Annotated in this window: 17 protein-coding genes; 2 read left to right on the top strand and 15 right to left on the bottom strand. The window is 36.2% G+C overall.

The features are described 5' to 3' along the window. Positions 1-72 precede the first annotated feature (72 nt). From alsE to IGK82_RS06255, 11 genes are all read right to left on the bottom strand, one after another. On the bottom strand, positions 73-762 hold the full coding sequence (gene alsE / locus IGK82_RS06305; protein ID WP_002396372.1) for a D-allulose 6-phosphate 3-epimerase: 690 nt from the start codon (positions 760-762) through the stop codon (positions 73-75). A 137-nt stretch (positions 763-899) separates the two neighbouring features. Next, entirely contained in the window at positions 900-2,000 is a 1,101-nt protein-coding gene (locus IGK82_RS06300; RefSeq protein WP_010709413.1) for a PTS fructose transporter subunit IIC, read from the bottom strand. 109 nt (positions 2,001-2,109) lie between these two features. Then, positions 2,110-2,559, bottom strand: a complete 450-nt coding sequence (locus tag IGK82_RS06295) for a PTS sugar transporter subunit IIA (protein WP_002365638.1) — start codon at positions 2,557-2,559, stop codon at positions 2,110-2,112. Between the two features lie 19 nt (positions 2,560-2,578). Then, on the bottom strand, positions 2,579-2,896 hold the full coding sequence (locus IGK82_RS06290; protein WP_002357651.1) for a PTS fructose transporter subunit IIB: 318 nt from the start codon (positions 2,894-2,896) through the stop codon (positions 2,579-2,581). Next, a complete protein-coding gene (locus tag IGK82_RS06285) occupies positions 2,896-3,348 on the bottom strand; it encodes a PTS sugar transporter subunit IIA (RefSeq protein ID WP_010709411.1) in 453 nt (150 codons plus the stop codon). Before IGK82_RS06285 ends, IGK82_RS06290 begins: the two co-directional genes overlap by 1 nt. Beyond that, complete coding sequence (locus IGK82_RS06280; RefSeq protein ID WP_002389096.1) at positions 3,338-4,819, bottom strand: BglG family transcription antiterminator; 1,482 nt, start codon at positions 4,817-4,819, stop codon at positions 3,338-3,340. Before IGK82_RS06280 ends, IGK82_RS06285 begins: the two co-directional genes overlap by 11 nt. 240 nt (positions 4,820-5,059) lie before the next feature. Beyond that, positions 5,060-7,057, bottom strand: coding sequence for an N-acetylglucosamine-specific PTS transporter subunit IIBC (gene nagE, locus IGK82_RS06275; RefSeq protein WP_002404382.1), 1,998 nt, complete (start codon positions 7,055-7,057; stop codon positions 5,060-5,062). A gap of 36 nt (positions 7,058-7,093) precedes the next feature. Then, complete coding sequence (locus tag IGK82_RS06270; protein WP_002357655.1) at positions 7,094-7,927, bottom strand: PRD domain-containing protein; 834 nt, start codon at positions 7,925-7,927, stop codon at positions 7,094-7,096. Positions 7,928-8,689: 762 nt separating this feature from the next. Continuing rightward, positions 8,690-10,342: a peptide ABC transporter substrate-binding protein gene (locus IGK82_RS06265; protein ID WP_010709409.1), complete on the bottom strand. Its 1,653-nt coding sequence runs from the start codon at positions 10,340-10,342 to the stop codon at positions 8,690-8,692. A gap of 17 nt (positions 10,343-10,359) precedes the next feature. Further along, a complete protein-coding gene (locus IGK82_RS06260) occupies positions 10,360-11,736 on the bottom strand; it encodes a transglutaminase-like domain-containing protein (protein WP_010709408.1) in 1,377 nt (458 codons plus the stop codon). 16 nt (positions 11,737-11,752) lie between these two features. Beyond that, complete coding sequence (locus IGK82_RS06255) at positions 11,753-12,817, bottom strand: dipeptide epimerase (RefSeq protein WP_002360381.1); 1,065 nt, start codon at positions 12,815-12,817, stop codon at positions 11,753-11,755. A gap of 275 nt (positions 12,818-13,092) precedes the next feature. Here IGK82_RS06255 and IGK82_RS06250 point away from each other — a divergent pair, with 275 nt between their 5' ends. After that, positions 13,093-13,437 (top strand): metal-sulfur cluster assembly factor, encoded by a 345-nt coding sequence (locus IGK82_RS06250; RefSeq protein WP_002357660.1) that lies wholly within the window; start codon positions 13,093-13,095, stop codon positions 13,435-13,437. 97 nt (positions 13,438-13,534) lie between these two features. On the opposite strand, the gene IGK82_RS06245 is transcribed toward IGK82_RS06250, so the two are convergent. After that, on the bottom strand, positions 13,535-14,074 hold the full coding sequence (locus IGK82_RS06245) for a GNAT family N-acetyltransferase (protein ID WP_010709407.1): 540 nt from the start codon (positions 14,072-14,074) through the stop codon (positions 13,535-13,537). A gap of 212 nt (positions 14,075-14,286) precedes the next feature. Then, complete coding sequence (locus IGK82_RS06240; RefSeq protein ID WP_016622275.1) at positions 14,287-15,141, bottom strand: hypothetical protein; 855 nt, start codon at positions 15,139-15,141, stop codon at positions 14,287-14,289. Between the two features lie 286 nt (positions 15,142-15,427). Here IGK82_RS06240 and IGK82_RS06235 point away from each other — a divergent pair, with 286 nt between their 5' ends. Further along, positions 15,428-15,961: a hypothetical protein gene (locus tag IGK82_RS06235; protein WP_002360384.1), complete on the top strand. Its 534-nt coding sequence runs from the start codon at positions 15,428-15,430 to the stop codon at positions 15,959-15,961. Between the two features lie 15 nt (positions 15,962-15,976). Here the strand turns inward: IGK82_RS06235 and IGK82_RS06230 are convergent, their stop codons facing one another. Both IGK82_RS06230 and lysA read right to left on the bottom strand, forming a co-directional pair. After that, positions 15,977-16,969: an alpha/beta hydrolase gene (locus IGK82_RS06230; protein WP_002388090.1), complete on the bottom strand. Its 993-nt coding sequence runs from the start codon at positions 16,967-16,969 to the stop codon at positions 15,977-15,979. Positions 16,970-17,115: 146 nt separating this feature from the next. Beyond that, the gene (gene lysA, locus IGK82_RS06225; protein ID WP_002360386.1) at positions 17,116-18,426 is read right to left on the bottom strand and encodes a diaminopimelate decarboxylase; all 1,311 of its coding nucleotides are present in this window, start codon (positions 18,424-18,426) and stop codon (positions 17,116-17,118) included. Between the last annotated feature and the right edge of the window lie 44 nt (positions 18,427-18,470).

The following is an 18,470-nucleotide window of genomic DNA, read 5'->3' as shown; positions in this document are numbered from 1 at the left end:
GAATGAACAAAATTCTTTTCTAGGCTTGACTTTATACAACTTATCTATTCTTTTAACAAACAGTCAAATGTTTTATGGAATTTTTTTCCCAGTCATTTCTTCATAGTCTCTACTCATCATTCTCCAAGCTTTTTCAATATCTTCATTCAATCCAAACAATCCGCTTCTACCAACAATATAAATATCAGGTCCTGCAGCATCAATTCGCTTAAATGAATTTCTATTCGATGAGCCGTCCATTTCAATTACATAACGATACCCTTTTTCTTCACGTAAATTACGAAGAGCAACAATTTTATCAAGTGTTCCTTCAATAAATCGCTGGCCAGCAAAGCCTGGATCAACGGTCATGATTGTGATTTTATCCAACAATTCAATATATGGAAAGATTGATTCAATAGGCGTTTCGGGATTAAGGACGATCCCTGTTTTAAGATTAGCATTGTGAATTTGGTCAATTAGGCGAAATGCTAGACCATCTAAAACCTCTGCATGCATACAAATCCATTCACATTTGATATCTACTAGTTGTTGTACCCAAAAGCTTGGATTCGTAACCATTAAATGGGCAGATACTGGGAGCTTCGAAATTTTTCTTAACTCCTCAATAAACCACGGAGATAATGTAATGTTTGGCACATAGTGACCATCCATAATGTCTATGTGATACGAAGCAACATGATCATTCAAAAAGGTGATTTGTTGTTTAAACTTGTCCAAATCCATCGTCATTAGTGACGGAGAAAATTCAACTTTGTTCATTCTAATTTTCAACTCTTTCTATCTGATTATTTGGTTGATGTTTTTGAAAATTTTTCTAACTCGTTATATTCAGACGTTGACACATCTCTGACAGGCAATATAAATTGCATTAATTTTGTTGCGCTTTTTCATTTTGTTTAGAAAATCTGAATATCTTCCAAGTTTATCTCCTCTTCTTCTTTTTCTACTAAAGCTTCCATATCTTTCTCAGTTATATCTTTCTTAATAATAGCTAAAACTAAACCGGTAACCACAGCGTTTACAACAATTGCAATAACACCAGCCAGCGGTTTACTCATTGTTGGAATCATTAAAACACCGCCAAATGGAACAGTCGCATCCGCCCCTAAGATCATTGTTGTTGCGCCACCCACGAAGCCGCCAATCGCTGTAGCAATGACTCCTCGGACAATATCATTCATAACTAAAGGAATAACACCTTCAACAATGTTAATCACGCCCATTGGTACGGCAGACTTTAACGTTTCAACTTCTAGTTTTGTATAAATATTTTTTCTAAATAATTTAGCAAAGAAGAAAGCTAATCCAAAGCCTATTGGCGTTGCTGTATTTACTAATTGCAATGCTGTAATTGGTCCATTAAGTCCTTCCGCTTGCATTGTCAAAACAAAGGCAAAAACAGTTTTGTTAATGGGTCCGCCATAGTCTATACCACTTAATAAACCAATTACACCACCAAAAATTAATAATGACGAGTTACCTAAGCTATCTAAAAAGTTCGTTAATAATGAAGTAAATGCCGTTATTGGGGTCCCGATAATATATACCATGATTAATCCACCAGTAATTGAGGTTAAAAATGGAATAATTAATGTTGGCATTAACCCTCTCGCCCAGTTTGGTAATTTCACATATTTTAAAATAGCTAATACAAGATATCCTGCCAAGTAACCACCTAAGATACCACCAATAAAGCCAGCGCCAACTGCATTCGCAGTTAAACCAATAATAAAGCCCGGAGCAATTCCAGGTTTACCAGCGATTGAAAAGGAAATGCCAGTAGATATAACAACCGGCAGTAAGCCTAAGCCAGCGCCACCCATAGTAGCTAAAGCATCCCAAAGCGAAAATTCACCTGGCACCAAGGTTCCTTGACTTGAGCCACCAACCCCCATACCAATTGCAATTAAAAAGCCAGCGCCACAGACAATTGGAATTAAATATGAGATTGCTGTTAATAAATGACCTTTAAGATTTAACTCTTTTAGTTTTTTCATTTTTATCCTCCTAAACATTGTTCTTTTCATTTTATTTTCTATTTAAAAAAATTACTGTTGTGGATTCTTCTGTAGAAAATATCCACAATATGCTGTCTCAGTAATTTCATTAAGAGAATGCCTTCACTACATCCTCTGGCGATTTTGATTGAAGGAATTCTCTCACTACTTCATCATTTCCGAGTTTTCTGGCAAACAATGATAATAGTTTAAGATGGCTAGTTGTTTCTTTATGATCATTACCCACAGCAAAAAGAATGATTCCTTTTACGCCATTATCATCTAAAGATTCCCAAGGAATTTCTGTACTATTAATACCAATGGCCACGCCTATTTTTTTTACATACGCACTTTTGCCATGTGGAATGGCTAGATAGTTTCCGATGCCTGTTTGGCCTTCCGCCTCTCTATCATAGATATCTTTTATAAAACCTTTTTCCTCTGAAATATTGCCATTTTCAAGCAAAAGATTGGCTAATTCTTTTAACGCTTCCTCTTTTGTATTTACATTCATATTCGTTTTAACGGTTTTTAAGTCAATGATATCCTTTACTTCCATTACAATTCCTCCTAGAAGATTACTTTTCTTGTGTCATAACTTCTTCTGCTTTTTCAATTAGTTTAGTGGGTGATTTTACAGCAACTTCTGTAGGTACTTGAATGATTCGTTTCCCATCAAAACGCTCTCTTCCAGAAATTTTTACATCAATGGCTAATATAACAATGTCCGCTTCCTTAATTTGTTCATCCGTTAGTTTGTTTTCAATCCCAATGGTCCCTTGTGTTTCTACATGGATCTCAACTCCTGCTTTTTTTGCAGCGTTCTCCAATTTTTCTTGTGCGATATATGTGTGAGCAATTCCTACTGTGCAGGCTGCTACGCCGACTATCTTCATTATTTTTCCTCCTCAAATTTTTCTATAATTTTATAAAAATCTGTTTCTGTTTTTAAACGCAACAACTTTTCTAAGAAGTCTTCATTTGCTAATTTTCTAGTAAATCGACTGATTTCTTTTTTTACTTTTAACTGTTCATTTTCTTTTAGTAAAATGACAATAATTAATTTCACTTGCTTAATGTCTGCCGTCCATTCTTGGATTTCTGTTTTTAAGCCAATCAGATATATTTCACTTTTTTTCAAGAGTGCATTCTCTAAATGTGGCAAGACAACTTGCTCTGCAATCTGATTACTTCCCATCTTCTCACGATTTACCAAAGATTCCTCAATCTGCTTTTTTTCTTCGAGCGTTAACAAAGGTGCTGCTGTTTCTGCAATGAATTGATATACTTGCTGTTTTGAAAGAAGTTCTTGGTTTAGGAAAACTTGGTATAAAGGATTAACGTTCATGATAGATTTCCTCAACTTTTCTTTGTAATCGATACTGATCATCCATTGTAAACATGGCACTTACCAACAATGATTTAATGGGGACCTTTTCCTGTAAATGAATCGTTGTAAGAATCAATTCAATATCAGAATAATCTTTTAATGATTTCTTTATATTTCGTGTGGCAATAATTTCAACAATTTGTAATTCAGGGAATTTCTTTTCAACTTTTACTCTCAATAGTTCTGAAGTTCCAATTCCAGTGGTACACATAATCAAAGTACGAATAGGTAACTGATTGGTTTCAATCATTCGCGCAAAATACAATGTAATAAACCCATTCTCATCTTCGTTTATAGCCGGCAGTTGATAGTTTTTACTTACTTGCTTAGAAACTTGCGCAATTTTTCCGAAAATTGTTTCATACGTCATTTTTATTTGATCCAATAAACTATTCTTAACATGTATGCCGTTTTCAAGACGATTTATCATTGGTTTTATATGACTAGCCAATTCAAGAAGTAGCTGATCATTATCAGTTAAAATTTTTAGTTGTGCACTCATTTCCTCTAAATAAAATTGAGTAACTTGCATTACTTTGAAAGAAAAATTAGTTACTTTACTAAACGAACCTTGCATCCTAGAAGAAACCAAATATTGATATAAGTAATAAATTTCAACGTTAGGCAGTCTCTTATTTAAATAAGTTTCAATCTGTTGAATCGTTGTTTGCGCGACCTTTTTGAGTACTAAGTCCTTTGTTAATTCTTGTTCTTCTTCGTTAGATAATTGGTATTTTTCAGAAATAGCTACTTTTCGTGAACGACTAATTAAGATATAAAGATGCGAAAAGATGTTTACGTTATATGGATGTGGAATAGTAATATCCAGTTTTTTTTCAATGTTCCTGACTTGATCTAACGTAAAAAGGACATCATAATTATTAAAATTTAATGCTTTGTTGTTTCGAAGATCCTCAATATCGATAATGTTCAACAGTTGTATTCTATCGGAAATGGCTTTCCTGATAGCTCTTTCCTCACCGATAATTGCCAACGTTCGATTTTTCCGTTTGAGTGTTAAATCATATTTCTTTAAATCTTCGGATAATTGTTGTTCATCGCTAAATATCACAGAATCGCCAACATAATATCTTGCAAATAATTCATAAACATTTTTAGCTTGTGGAGAAGCTAACAACAATTCCTCCAGAATTCGATTGCGTCTTTCCCTTGGCGAAAAATCACTTTCTTTTTCGACTAAATGTCGATTCTGTTCCATAAATCGTTCATAGTCTAGCTTGTATCCTCGTCCTTTCTCAGATAATATGAGTGAACCTTCTGAAAATTCATCGTTAATTTTTTTTATCAAACGATAAACTGTCTTAGGAGAAGTACTTAGGCAGTTTGCCAATTCTTCTGCAGTCATATAATCTTGTTTTTTTGAGAGAAGTAACAACAATTTTTGTCCACGTTCTTTTTTCGAACTCATAGCAACCCCTCCTTGATATATTTATTATAATCCATATAAAAGAAAACGCTTCCTTGTTTTCTGTCCGTTACATTGGCCATTTTTGTGAGTGGTTAAAGTGTTCAATTATGCGAAACTTTCTAAGGCTATTTATAAATAAAAATCTGTAGAGCAAGCGATTTTGAATTACTGGCTCTACAGACACTAATACTTTCAAAGAATACAAAAAAGGGCTGCCTTACGGCTAGCCCTTTTTTACTTTTATTTTACGGTAACATTTCCGATTACATCATTCATTGAAGTCGTTTGACCTGCTTTTTGTAAATCGTATTGAGCAACGATATCTTGATTTGTGAAAACAACAATTAAATCTGATTTTTTGCCAGCTTGTTCTAATGCCGCTAAATCAATGGTTGCAATTTTATCGCCTTGTTTTACAACTTGGCCTTCTTCAACATGTAATGTAAATGGTCCACCTTGTAACTCAACAGTATCTAGACCCATGTGTAATAATACTTCAATGCCTGAATCTGTTTGGATACCTAACGCATGTTTTGTTGGGAAAATGCTAGTAATTTTACCAGCAACGGGTGTTGAAACTTCGCCGTCTGTTGGTACGACAGCAAAACCGTCACCCATCATTTTTGCTGAGAAAACATCATCTGGTACTTCAGAAATAGGAATAACTTTCCCATTCGCTACAGAATATAATTCAGTTTCTTTTGTTGAAACTGGTGCTTTTTTTTCAACAACTGGTTGAGAAACAGGTGTTTCTTTGACTGGTGTTGCTGGCGCTTGGTGGTTATATAATCGTTGCATTTCGTCAGCAACAAATTGTACTTCCGTACCAACAATCACTTGGATATTGGTGTCATCAATGACTTTCACACCAGGAACCCCAGTTGCTTTAATTTTTGCTTGATCCACTTTGCCTGTATCTTTCACTGTTAAGCGTAAACGAGTTGTACAGTTATCAATAGAAGTTACATTAGCATCAGCGCCTAAACCATCATAAATACGACGAGCTAGAGAAGCAAATTTGTTGTCACCTTCTGCAACATCTGGCGTTTCTTCGCCATCGCCTTCTTCACGTCCTGGTGTCATTAAGTTAAACTTAGTGATTGCAAAACGGAAACCGAAGTAGTAAATTGCTGCAAAGACAAGTCCTTGAACCACCAACATCATTGGATGATTCGCGACTGGATTTTTCAAACTTAAGAAGAAGTCTACAAAACCTGCACTAAAGGCAAAGCCAGCTGTCCAATGCATAAACGCAGCGAATGCTAAAGAAATACCTGTAAAGACTGCATGTAAAACATATAAAGGCCAAGCAACGAACATAAATGAGAATTCTAAAGGTTCAGTAACGCCTGTAAAGAAAGCCGCAAAACCAGCAGCTAACATTAATGAAGCTGTAACTTTTTTCTTCTCAGGACGTGCACATTGATAAATAGCAAAAGCACCTGCTGGTAAACCGAACATCATTACTGGGAAGAAACCAGCTTGGTACATCCCTGTTTGTCCTACAATTGCTTTACCAGTATCTAACGCTTGTTGACCAGCTAAAAAGTTCCCAATATCATTGATACCAGCAACATCAAACCAGAAAACAGAATTCAAGGCATGGTGTAATCCTGTTGGAATTAATAGTCGGTTAAAGAAACCATACAAGCCAGCTCCTACGAAACCTAAGCTAGAGATTCCTTTACCAAAAGCAACTAATCCGTTATAAACAACTGGCCAGAAGAAGAATAAGACAGCTGAGATTGCTAACATCGAAATAGCTGACATAATAGGAACTAAACGTTTTCCACTAAAGAATGATAAAGCCATTGGCAATTTCACACCAGAGAAACGATTATACATTGCCGCGGCAACTAAACCAGCGACAATCCCGACAAAGACATTGTTGTCCATGCTGTTGAAGGCTGGGTTTACTTCAGCAATATCCTTGAAGCCTTTAATGGCTTGGATAGAAGCAGGCGCTAAAACAGTTTTTGGCACTAAATAAGCGACTAAACCAGCTAATGCTGCCGATCCATCTTTATCTTTTGACATTCCTAACGCTAAACCAACCGCAAATAATAATGCTAAGTTGTTTAAGATAGCCAAACCACCATTCATTAGAAAAGTTGTGGCTGGACTAGCGCCGATTGTTCCCACGATCCAGTTGGCAATACCGACTAATAAAGAAGCCGCTGGTAATACAGCAACTGGTAACATTAACGAACGTCCCATTCTTTGCATATACGCTTTCATTATACGTAACTCCTCACATAAACTATTTAATTTTTATTATTTGGTCATTCTTAATCGTTCAATGTGAATCGATAAATAACCAAGTTCTTCATTTGGTACTTGATAATGAAAATTTCTCATTAATAAGACTTGTACTTTTTTTGAGATTTCATAGCTTTCAGCATACTTTTTCTTTACGACTTCCAAAATTTCTTCATCTAAAACAGCATATTGATTTTGTTGGAAGCGATGAATAAACAAACGTAAATGATTCACCAAACGTGAATAACTGAGACTATTTTTATCATCATGAATATCAATAGCCAATTCCTGCTCGATTAAATGAATAATTTCAGAAACGATTGTAACTTCACGGATACTTTTACTATTATCAGTACGCCCGCTGCGAGCACTATGGATATGAATTGCAATATACCCCGCTTCATCATAACTAAATGGAATCTCTAAGGTTTGTGTTAAATATTCTACAGCCCATTGAGCAATAGCAAATTCTTCACTATATAAAATCTCAATTTCACTTAAAAGCTTGTTCCGAACAATAATATTATTTTGAATATTTTCAGCTGCAAAAGCAATGTGATCACTCAACCCAATATTAATATGTTCATTCAACTTTTCACCCAATACCGTTTCAGCATGTTGGATAATTTCTTCACTCGCTAAAAAGTATTTGTCTTCAATTTGTGATAGCAGTACTTGAAGTTTTTTCAGTCCTTCTGGCTCCATCACAAACATCCGCTCCACCAATTGTCGAGATAAGACATCATTTTTAGTCTTATTAAACCCGACGCCTTTACCGACAGCTACTTTCTCCTGTCCTTCGTCAAGAACAAGTACAGCATTTTGATTTAGCACCTTTTTAATTTTCATAAATGACCCTCTTCTGCAGAAGTAATTCTAACATTTTCAGTGAAAACAACAAAAAAAGCATAGAACAATCCCGTTAAACATGTTGCGTAACCATTGTACACCACATTGTATTACGAAATTCTTCCATGCCTAGTATTATCTAGTCACATGAAAACGCTATTCATTTGTTAACAGTGCTTATTCTAACGAGTATCATTATTTTTGTCAACCTTTTTCAATTATTTTTTTATTAATTGTTGACTATTAACAAAAAAGAAGCTCTTATCGGGAAGAGGTCGGGACAGAAGTGTTTAATTCCGAGAACCAAGTAGGTACTGTTCAACATCTATTTGCTTTGCAAATAGTGTTTCTCAGCAATAAGAAGGAATTTCCGAAAATTGTCATAAAACACAACGAGGAACGAGTTGATGTTGCATGATACCTACCCGGTGTTCTTTAATTTTTGGAGACCAAGTAGGTATTGTTCATCATCGAATCACTACGTTCTTCGTGATTCTCAACAATTTCGGCTTATTTCCGAAGGACCTTCACCAAGTAGGTACGATGATTTCATCTGTTCATGCTTCACAGTGAAACATCGCAACTCTTAGAGCTGTAGCTCTTTTGAAGGCTGTACTGTGACGAGACGCATGTCGAGAAAACACCTTAGAAGTTGTTGAGATCGGAGCAACGCATAGTGTTGCTTCTGTTCCCGCCGTTTATCAGTTTTTGAGCGTGGAGCAAAAATCCAAAGTGATTTTTGTCCCACGCTCGTTCACTAATTTATTCTTTATAGGCATACTTATATGTGCTCGTTGCACCGAAGTTATGATACTGAATACCTTTGACACCTGGTCGTATAAGCTGACTACGGGCCTCTTGGTATAAAGGAATTAAAGCGGCATCTTCTTCCACCAATACTTTTTCAGCTTTAATTAATGTTTGCCAACGAGTTTCAGGATCATTTGCGTATTTAGTTGTTGCTTCTTCAATTAGTTGATCAAACGTTGGGCTAGAATAGTTCATACGGTTACCACTAACTGAGCTTTCTAAAAAAGTCATTGGATCCTGATAATCGGGTCCCCACATGCCAACAGACAATTCATAATCCCCTTTTCTCATTAATTCAATCGCATTATTTAAAGGAACTGTTTTGACATTAATAGTGAGACCTGGCAACGTTTCTTGTAACTGGCCTTGGATAAATTCAGCCACTTTTCGGTCACTATCACCATCTCTTGAAAGAAGTTCAATGGCTACATCTCCGTTTAGCTCTGCTTTTGCTTTATCTAAATACTCTTTGGCTTTTTTGGCGTCTGTTTTGACAAGGGCGCCTGCTTCTTGACGAAAATCTTCATTCGTTTCTGGGTTATATACAAATTTTTCTGGAATGTACCCATAAATTTCTTTTGAACCATCTGCTAAAATATTATCGACTAAACTTTTTTTATCCAAAGCATAAGCTAAAGCTTTGCGGACATTCTCATTTGCAAAAATGGATGGTTTTTCGTTTCTTTTTTGGTTTAAACGTAAGGAATAGACTTTTGACCGTTCGATTGCTTCATAGTCTGGGTTGTCTCGATTTTGTTTAGCAAAATCTCCTGTTAAGACAGCCACATCTAATTCACCTGATTCGTACAAATTATAAACGGTATTGGTTTCTTTAAGAACTTCAAAATGAATCGTTTCTGATTTTACTTTTTCTTTATCGTAATAGTCGGGATTACGCACAAAGTCCCATGACATCGCTGACTGATCCCAATTTTTCATTAAAAATGGACCATTAGATACAATCATTTCACTAGAAGTGCCATAGGCTTGTCCTTTTTCTTTCACGAATGCTTCGTTTTGTGGGAAAAATGGAGAAAATGCCAATAACGACGTAAAATACGGTACAGGCTTTTCTAAAGTAACCTCCAAAGTATAATCATCAAGCGCTTTGACACCCAATTCCTCTGGTGCTTTTTCCTCTTTTGTAATAGCTGTTCCGTTCAGAATCGTTCCTTCTAACAAGAAAAAGTAATTGGCTTGGTTTTTGGGATTCGCTAATTTACGCCAAGCAAAAACGAAATCATTGGCTGTTACAGCATCACCATTGGACCACTTGCCATCTTCTCTTAGTTTAATGGTATATCGTTTGCCATCTTCAGAAATTTCAGGCATCTCTTTAGCAGCAGCTGGTATTAGTTGATCCTTCTCATCCAATTGATATAACCCTTCATAGACATTGGACTGTGCGTTAATACTGGCTTCATCTTGTGTAAAAATAGAATCCATTGAACCGATTTCCGAGTTCTCCATTAAATTTAAAACTTTTTTCGAGACACTGGTTTTCTCAGTTGCTTTCTCGTCTCTTTTTGTTTCTGCTGTTGTGCCACAACCTACCAAGACCGTACTAACAAATAACATAATCCCCATCATTTTTAACTTTTTCATACTATTCCCCCTATGTGTCAATCAAACGGCAACTCTTCCATGGAAAGCCGTTCTTGCGAAACTATCAAGCATGCGTAGGGCAAGCCCTCATTTTCGTACTCAAATTCTCCCCGCTGGTTGTCAATTGGGTCTGCACGCAATTGCATTTTTGCCGGCTGAAAGTCTGCCTGGATCTCACTATTTGCGACCATTCTAAAAACATCTAAATTGCCGAAATAATGATTCCACCGCTGCCTATCCCCATCTCGGTAAGCACCTCCGCCAAAAGATAAATCCGCAAAGAGCCAGCCGTACGGTTCTATATAAAATTGTGCCCAATCATGACAGCCTGTATAATGTGTAGAAATATATAATCCCGATTGCCATTTGGCTGGTATCCCTGCAATCCGACAAAGCGTGATAAACAAAATCGCTTGCACGCCGCAGTCACCTTTTAAATTAGTTGCAGCATACTCTGAAATATTGGAAATTGTAAAATATTCACGCATGAATGAATAATGAATCTTTGTCGTCACAAAGTCATAAATCAAGCGTGCCTTTTTTAAGGGATTACTTTCATCGCCCACAATCTCATCTGCTAAATTTCTTAAATAAGGCGTGAATCGAATATGCGGTAACTGTTCCTCTAAATCAAAGCTTGGTTGCATTTTGTCTACGTTACTTTCTTCTAACTGTTGGTAAACCATCCGATTAACATAACAATATTCAACTGTAAACGTTTGATTTTCTTTTAAGATTGTTTCAAAACACAGTGTTCGTTGAGGCGCATCTTCTGCCGCAATATAGGTTGCCTCAGGTGACGTAGCTAGGATTTCAATTTCTGATTGTTGTTGACACGCTTTGGGTAGCGGCAAATGGACACGAACACGCTCACCTGGACGCTCAAATTCTTTTTTCACCTGAATGGTGGCTTTAATTGTTGTTCTCACTTTTCTACCACCGTTTTTTTGCATTTGTTCGATGTTCTCTTTTAGTTCTTTTTTGCGGAGAATTTCTAATTGATTGCTTTCTGCTTCCCGCAAACGTGCAACATATGCCGCATTTGTTTTAATTAAATTGGCCAAAAATCGAAGTTGGAAATACGGTTCACCGTCAATATAAACCCAGTCCACTAATCCCGTTTCTTTTAAACGAATTAATTCCTCTGTTTGATAATCCTGAAAAGTGTCTCTCATCATTTGATCAGCTTTTGCAAAGCTATGAGGATACTCATTCATACGCATCATTTTAATGACATCTTTTTCAATTATCAAACGTTCTTTTAATGCCTGCGGAAGTTCTTTTGTCAACCAAAAATCAATGGCAATATCCGCACTTGCAAAATCGCCAAATTCTTTCACCCTTTGAATTTCCTCAGGCAAAGGAACACTAAGATACTTTAAATCATACTTCATTTGCTTTACTCCTTTTTTAATGAGAAATGCCTAATCCAGCTGCTTCTCCTAATTCCAATAATGGTTTTGCTTCTAAGGATACGCCCCCAGTTACGGGCGCAGTTTCTAAACCGAATGTCGCATCTAAATCTGCTCGTGTGATATTCTTTTGAGCAGCAGCTAAATGGGCAGCAGCCGTGATGCCAATGGTTGTTTCTTCCGCCATGCAACCAATCATGCATTCGATGCCTGCTGTTTCACAAATCTGATTAATTTTCAGCGCTTCATGAATGCCGCCACACTTCATTAATTTTATATTGATAACATCGACTGTGCCTTTTTTAACTAATTCCAACGCATCTTGAGCATCAAAACAGCTTTCATCAGCCATAATTGTCGTATTAACTTGTGAAGTAACGTATTTTAGACCTTCTAAATCGCGTCTTTTAACTGGCTGTTCCACTAATTCAATTTGATAATCTGCTAATTCTTGAATCGCTTTAACTGCATCTTTGGGCGTCCAAGCCTGATTCGCATCTAAGCGGAGCTTGATATCAAAGCCAACTGCTTCACGAATCGCTTTTACTCTTGCGATATCAGCTTCAATTCCTGTTCCGACTTTAATTTTTAATGTATCAAAACCTAGTTTGACTTTTTCGACGGCTTTTTGTGCCATCACATTTGGTTCATCAATACCTAGTGTAATATCCGTTATTACTTGGTTATCATAGCCGCCTAACAATTGATAAAGAGGCAGTTGGGCTTTTTGACCCATCAAATCATAACAAGCAATATCAATTGCTGCTTTTGCCGCTGGAGCGAAAGCAGATATTTTATCCATCACTTCATGAATTTTCTCAATATTAAAGGGGTTTAAGCCAATGATTGCTTGGCCAAATAATTCGATCGTTTCAATCGTGCCAGCCAACGTTTCACCGGTAATAAAAATGCCTGGCCCTCCTTCTCCATATCCAACTAATCCCTCTTCTGTTTCAATTTCCACAATTGCACTATCCGCTGATTCTATCGTCCCCAAAGCGATCGTAAATGTTTCTTTCAGTTTAATTTTCGATGCCCTAACATGTACCTGCTTAATTTTCATAAAATCCTCCCTTTGATATTTTCAATTGACTGAAAATTCAGTTTTTTAAAAATATCCAAAAATTAAATTTAGATTGTTATCGATCATTCTAAACTCATTGTTTTCTAATGTCAATAAAATAATGAGATTTAGATTAAAATAAAATGAATTTAAAATTTTATGAGCTTTTTTAATAAATCAGTAAATTCCATGACATGTGAGATACTTCTCATTTACAAACATTCTTAAAAAAGGTATGATAGTAAAGAGGCAACTTGCAAAGGAGTAGAAGACGAATGAGTGAACAACCTCAACAACGTTCAACCGAAGAAGTTGAAGCAATTAAAGAAGATATTTTAACTGCATTAGAAACAGTGATTGACCCTGAATTAGGCATCGATATTGTTAATTTAGGACTAATTTATGAAGTTGAATTTGCAGAAGAAACTGGTGATACTGTCATCAAAATGACCTTAACCACAATGGGTTGTCCGTTAGCAGATGTTTTAACAGAACAAATCCATGGTGTTTTAAAAGATATTCCTGAAGTGAATAATATCGAAGTAAAATTAGTCTGGTACCCTGCTTGGACAACGGATAAAATGAGCCGTTACGCACGAATTGCTTTGGGTATTCGCTAGTTATTTCGAGGCTAATGATAAAAAACATATGAAAGAACCGATTGGTCCGTTCTTTCATATGTTTTTTTGTTTGTTTAATTTACTTATTTGAAAAAAACTACCTGATGCCATCAATACTTGGCTTTTTCCAAATTTTTGCTACTGGATGGAAGTCTAATAAAAACTTTAGCTGCGTTCCACCGAAGCCTGACGCTCCAGCAAACATGATATGAAAAGTGAGCCCTCTATCCATAATCAGATACCCCGTATCCAGCACGCCATTTCTTTCATAAAACTGATAACGTTTTTCTCTTTGGGCTTCATTCGCTGCATTTTTGCCAATTTCTTCACTCTCTAAAAGAACCCCCTTAGGATAACGTGTCTTCAATAACGCTAACACGGTTGAGCCTAATCGTTTGTTTCGGTGGTGCTGATCAATTGCAAAGAAAAAGACATAGGTTGCTTCAGGTGCAATTGGACTATTTAACAAAATCCCCACGTTCTCATCCGCCTCTTGAATAACAAACAAATGAAATTTTCCTGCTTGAGAAGACATCAATAATTGATCAAACGGCAGTCTCTCTTCTTCTGGAAAAGCTTCTATGTAGGTTGCTTCCCAATAGGCTTGATTTTCTTGATTTAATAATGTGAATTGCATAAAAGCTCCTTTCTAAAATGATTGCTTCGTACTAATAACTTTTGTTACTTACATAAGACCTAAAAGTTATTTAAACATGCGACTGGTTATTCCTATACGCAATTATTTTTTGATACTAATCTAGTAGTTTAATTGTTCTCTGTTTCTGAGTCAATAAAAGAGCACAAGATTCGAGTCTTTCAACATTTAGCGAAAAGGCGATTCTTATTTCATTACAACCGATTCACTATTCGCTGCCCTCTTTTTTCTATTCGTTGATTTACTTGAACTAAATATTCATTTATCTCCTCTATATTCTGAGGTAAGATAAACGAGTCTTTTTTCAAATGATTTTTCCATAGCGCTACTGGTTGATACTGTTCATTTAAAAATGGTTGCATCTCATACGTATGAACGTAGCTTTCCCATGAATGAAATGAAGCTAAAAATATCGAAAGTTGTTCTAAAGAATAATCCCAATAATCTTTAAACGATAAACTTCTTCCGCTGTTAAATCCTAGTGGAACTACTGTAATGTTTCCAATTGAATGGGTAAGTTCGGCAAAACGCTTTAATTGTGGGTCCTGATGAACTCGCTCAAATTTAGTAAAATTGTCGAGAAGAAATTCATTCCATGTATATTTTTTTGGTACAGGATTTGGTAAATAGTCAGGAAAAACTTGGTCAAAATAAGTTAAATATCGGTCCGAAATCACAGCCGATGCCCCGGAATCATGAGGCGGATACTTGCTATTTACTGCAAGAAAATTCTGTTCAGAAGGTTTTTCTAAATAGCTTTCTTGATTTTCCCCAATTACCTCCGCTGGTCTAAAGAAATCGGGATAAACAAGTTGTAACATAATTTTATACGTTGTCCAAAATGAGTTCATAATATCTTTGTGCGCGGTCGCCTTCCCAGTTAACTTTAAAAAAACATCCTCCACAACCTCGTACTTTTCAATATGGACATTCGATGTTCTAGCTTTTAAAATATTTTTAACTGGCTGCTGTTGGTCATACTCTTGACCCAAAAACAACTTCTTTAAATCATCTTTCTCTGAAATTGTCTTAACTGTAATTTCCGCCACTTTGAATAACTCCCATCCTACGATTTTCTCTATATTCTTTTATATTATTATACTAGAAAAGCGCTCCCTCCTTCCCTTTTTTAATCAACAAATCAGCAATTAGAAAACACCAACGAAACAGAAGTGCAACACTAGCATGCGAAAAAATGCGATCGGCAACTTATTTTTTAGACACTCTGTGTGTTTCGTATAGTCGAGGCTGGTTGCGTGTATTTTTTTCAAGAAAATTGAGAACAGCTATGGTATAGTCAAAACTACGATTATTTCAAACACGGAGCGACAGTTTATGGAAATGTACCAAGTAATTAGATATTTTTTAAATGAAATGGAGAAAAAGATTTGGCATGCCTTGTTAACATTAGTACTTTTTTGTCTTTATATTTCCATTTTTGATGTGCCTTTTACAATTAAAAATACATTCATCGGCAGACTACTTTTCCCGAAAGCTTTTATGAATGCAGGAAGTGCGAATCTGATTTTTTATTTGATTAGTTTTTTTGGTTTTTTATGGTCAATTTTCATTTTTGCTTATCTATTGAATAAGACACGCCTCAAATTATTAAATAAAACATTTCCTTATCTTTTGGAAATATTAGAAGTCTGTATTTTGCCTTTAGTGATTCTTTTTGCTTACATTTATATTTATTTGCGGGTCCATGGCGAAGGTTTCAGCTATATACGAGAATCTCTTTTACAGCAAGAGTTAACTTATTCAATGAAATGGTTTCTTTGCCTTGGTAGTTTGGCGCCGTTATTTTTCTTTTTAAGCACTTTAAATTTAACTAAACGAGTCAGACAAAAAAAAGACATGGAATCATGAAAATCCATGTCTTTTTTAGTCGGATATTGTTTTTACTGCAGGACAGTTTTCTTCCAAAAATTCAAAAATACTACTGTAATAATTTTCAGGTTCGTAGACACTTGAAGATAAATGTGGTGCTTTAGCAACAATGAGACCTTTTTTTATCCCCTGAGTTGCCGCTAAATTTTCTTCAAACATTGTCATTGGAACAAAACGATCACCTGTACCGTGAATAAAGAATGTGGGCAACGTATTTTTGTGTAATTGTCTCACGGAAGAAGCGGTTTTCAATTGAAAGCCATAGTTATTTAATGCTAATTGATTAGCAATTGTTAAAATAGGAAAAGCGGGTAAATGAAAAGATTCATGTAGGACATATTTAAATTCATCATAAACAGAAGTGTAGCCACAATCCACTATTAATCCGCGGACATTCGTTGGTAACTTTTCACCACTTGCCATCATGACAGTAGCCGCTCCCATGGAACCGCCCACTAAAATAATTTCTGCTTCCATATCAATGGCAAGAACTTCACTAAGCCAACTTAATAAATCTAACCGATCCAGCCATCCCATCCCAATTTTATCCCCTGAACTTTTCCCGTGCGCACGCAAATCGGGAACTAAAACATTGTAGCCTTCTTCTGCAAAACGTAATGCAGTATATGCCATATCGCGTTTTCCGTTTGAACGATAACCATGCACACAAATCGCCCAACGATGGTTATCTGGATAAGGAATAAAGCACCGTGCATACAATGTTTCATCTTTAATTTTCAACCAACGATCTTCAGCAAAAGACTCTGTCCAAAAAGCTTCGCCTTCTTGTTTTTGTTGTTCTTCTATTTTTGTATATCTTGTTTCACGTTCTTGAAAATTATCAGGATTTAATAACCGATGCCCTTTTTTATGATACCAAGGGTTGTCTTTAAGCAACGCAATTTTCAAAAAATAATTGGCAATGTAAAAAGAAAAAACAACGCCAATTATTGCAAAAATGATCAGTAACCCGAGGAGCCATTTCATCTGCAAATCACACCCTCTTCTAAAGTATTTCCTTCTTCATTTAATATACTATGGATTTTTCATTTCTGAAAGAAATCACCCTTACATTTTGTTATTTTTTGAAAAAAAAACAGCCGTCTCAAAAAGAGGCGGCTACTTTTAATCTATCAACAATCCAACGTTGTCATATCTTCATATGTCTCACGGCGAGCAACTAATTTTGCTTGTCCATCTTCGACAAAAACCACCGCTGGTCGAGGATTTCGGTTGTAATTACTTGCCATTGAATAACCGTAAGCCCCCGTACTACTGATGGCCAATAAATCCCCTGCTTTAACTTCTGGCAATAAAATATCTCGAAGTAAGACATCGCCTGATTCGCAATATTTACCAACTACTGTGACTTTCTTGACTGAATCATGCCCCTCACGATTCGCTAGAAATCCATCATAAACCGCTTGATACAAAGCAGGCCGTATATTATCACCCATGCCACCATCTACGGAAACAAAATGACGAACACCAGGAACCTCTTTTTGCGCGCCAACTGTATATATCGTTGTGCCCGCTTCGGCAATTAAACTGCGGCCTGGTTCAATCCAAAGCTCAGGCAGTGGATACCCTAATTGTTCACAATGACCTTTCAAGGAATAAACAATTTTTTCAACAAATGTTGCTGGTGCTAATGGCTCATCTTGCTGCGTGTACTGCACACCAAAACCACCACCCATATTTAAAACACGTGCTGTAAATTGATGGACTTGCCGCCAGTCTTCTAAAATAGTGAACATTTTTTCAACAGCAGCTAAAAAGCCTTCCACAGCAAAAATTTGCGAGCCAATATGGCAATGGACCCCTTGCACATCAAAAGAGGGGTTTGATAAAAGACGAACAAGCGCTTCTGTTGCCTGGCCACTTGCAACATCAAAACCAAATTTTGAATCTTCTTGGCCTGTCAAAATGTAATCATGTGTTTCTGCATCCACACCAGGACTCACCCGAAAAAGAACTTTTTGTGTTTGGTTTCGTGTAGCTAATAATTCTTCCAACAAGTCAATTTCGTAAAAATTATCAATGACAATTGTACCTATTTTGTTATCCAAGGCGTAACGTAATTCTTCAGGGGTTTTGTTATTTCCATGGAATTCAATTTCCGCTGGCTCCATGCCCCCTTTTAAAGCTGTGAATAGTTCTCCACCAGAGACAACATCGCAAGCAATATCTTCTTCCTTTAACACTTGATAAATAGCTAAACAACTAAATGCTTTACTTGCATAAACCACTTTATTTTTGATACCTAATTGATTTAACGTTTGTTTAAAACCACGTGCTTGTGCGCGAATATGAGCGACATCATAAACAAATAACGGCGTCCCGAATTTTTGCGCCAACTTTACGGTGTCACAACCACCGATTTCTAAATGATTTTCCCGATTCATTTTTGCTGTACCAAATAACATGTTTTCCCGCCCCTTCATTTTGTTTTATTAAAAATCATAGCATAAAACCCAGTAGCTTCCTA

Source organism: Enterococcus sp. AZ197 (assembly GCF_050556405.1).
Taxonomy (GTDB): Bacteria; Bacillota; Bacilli; order Lactobacillales; family Enterococcaceae; genus Enterococcus; species Enterococcus faecalis.
Note: the sequence above shows the minus strand (reverse complement) of the source record. Positions and strands in the feature narration are given on the sequence as shown.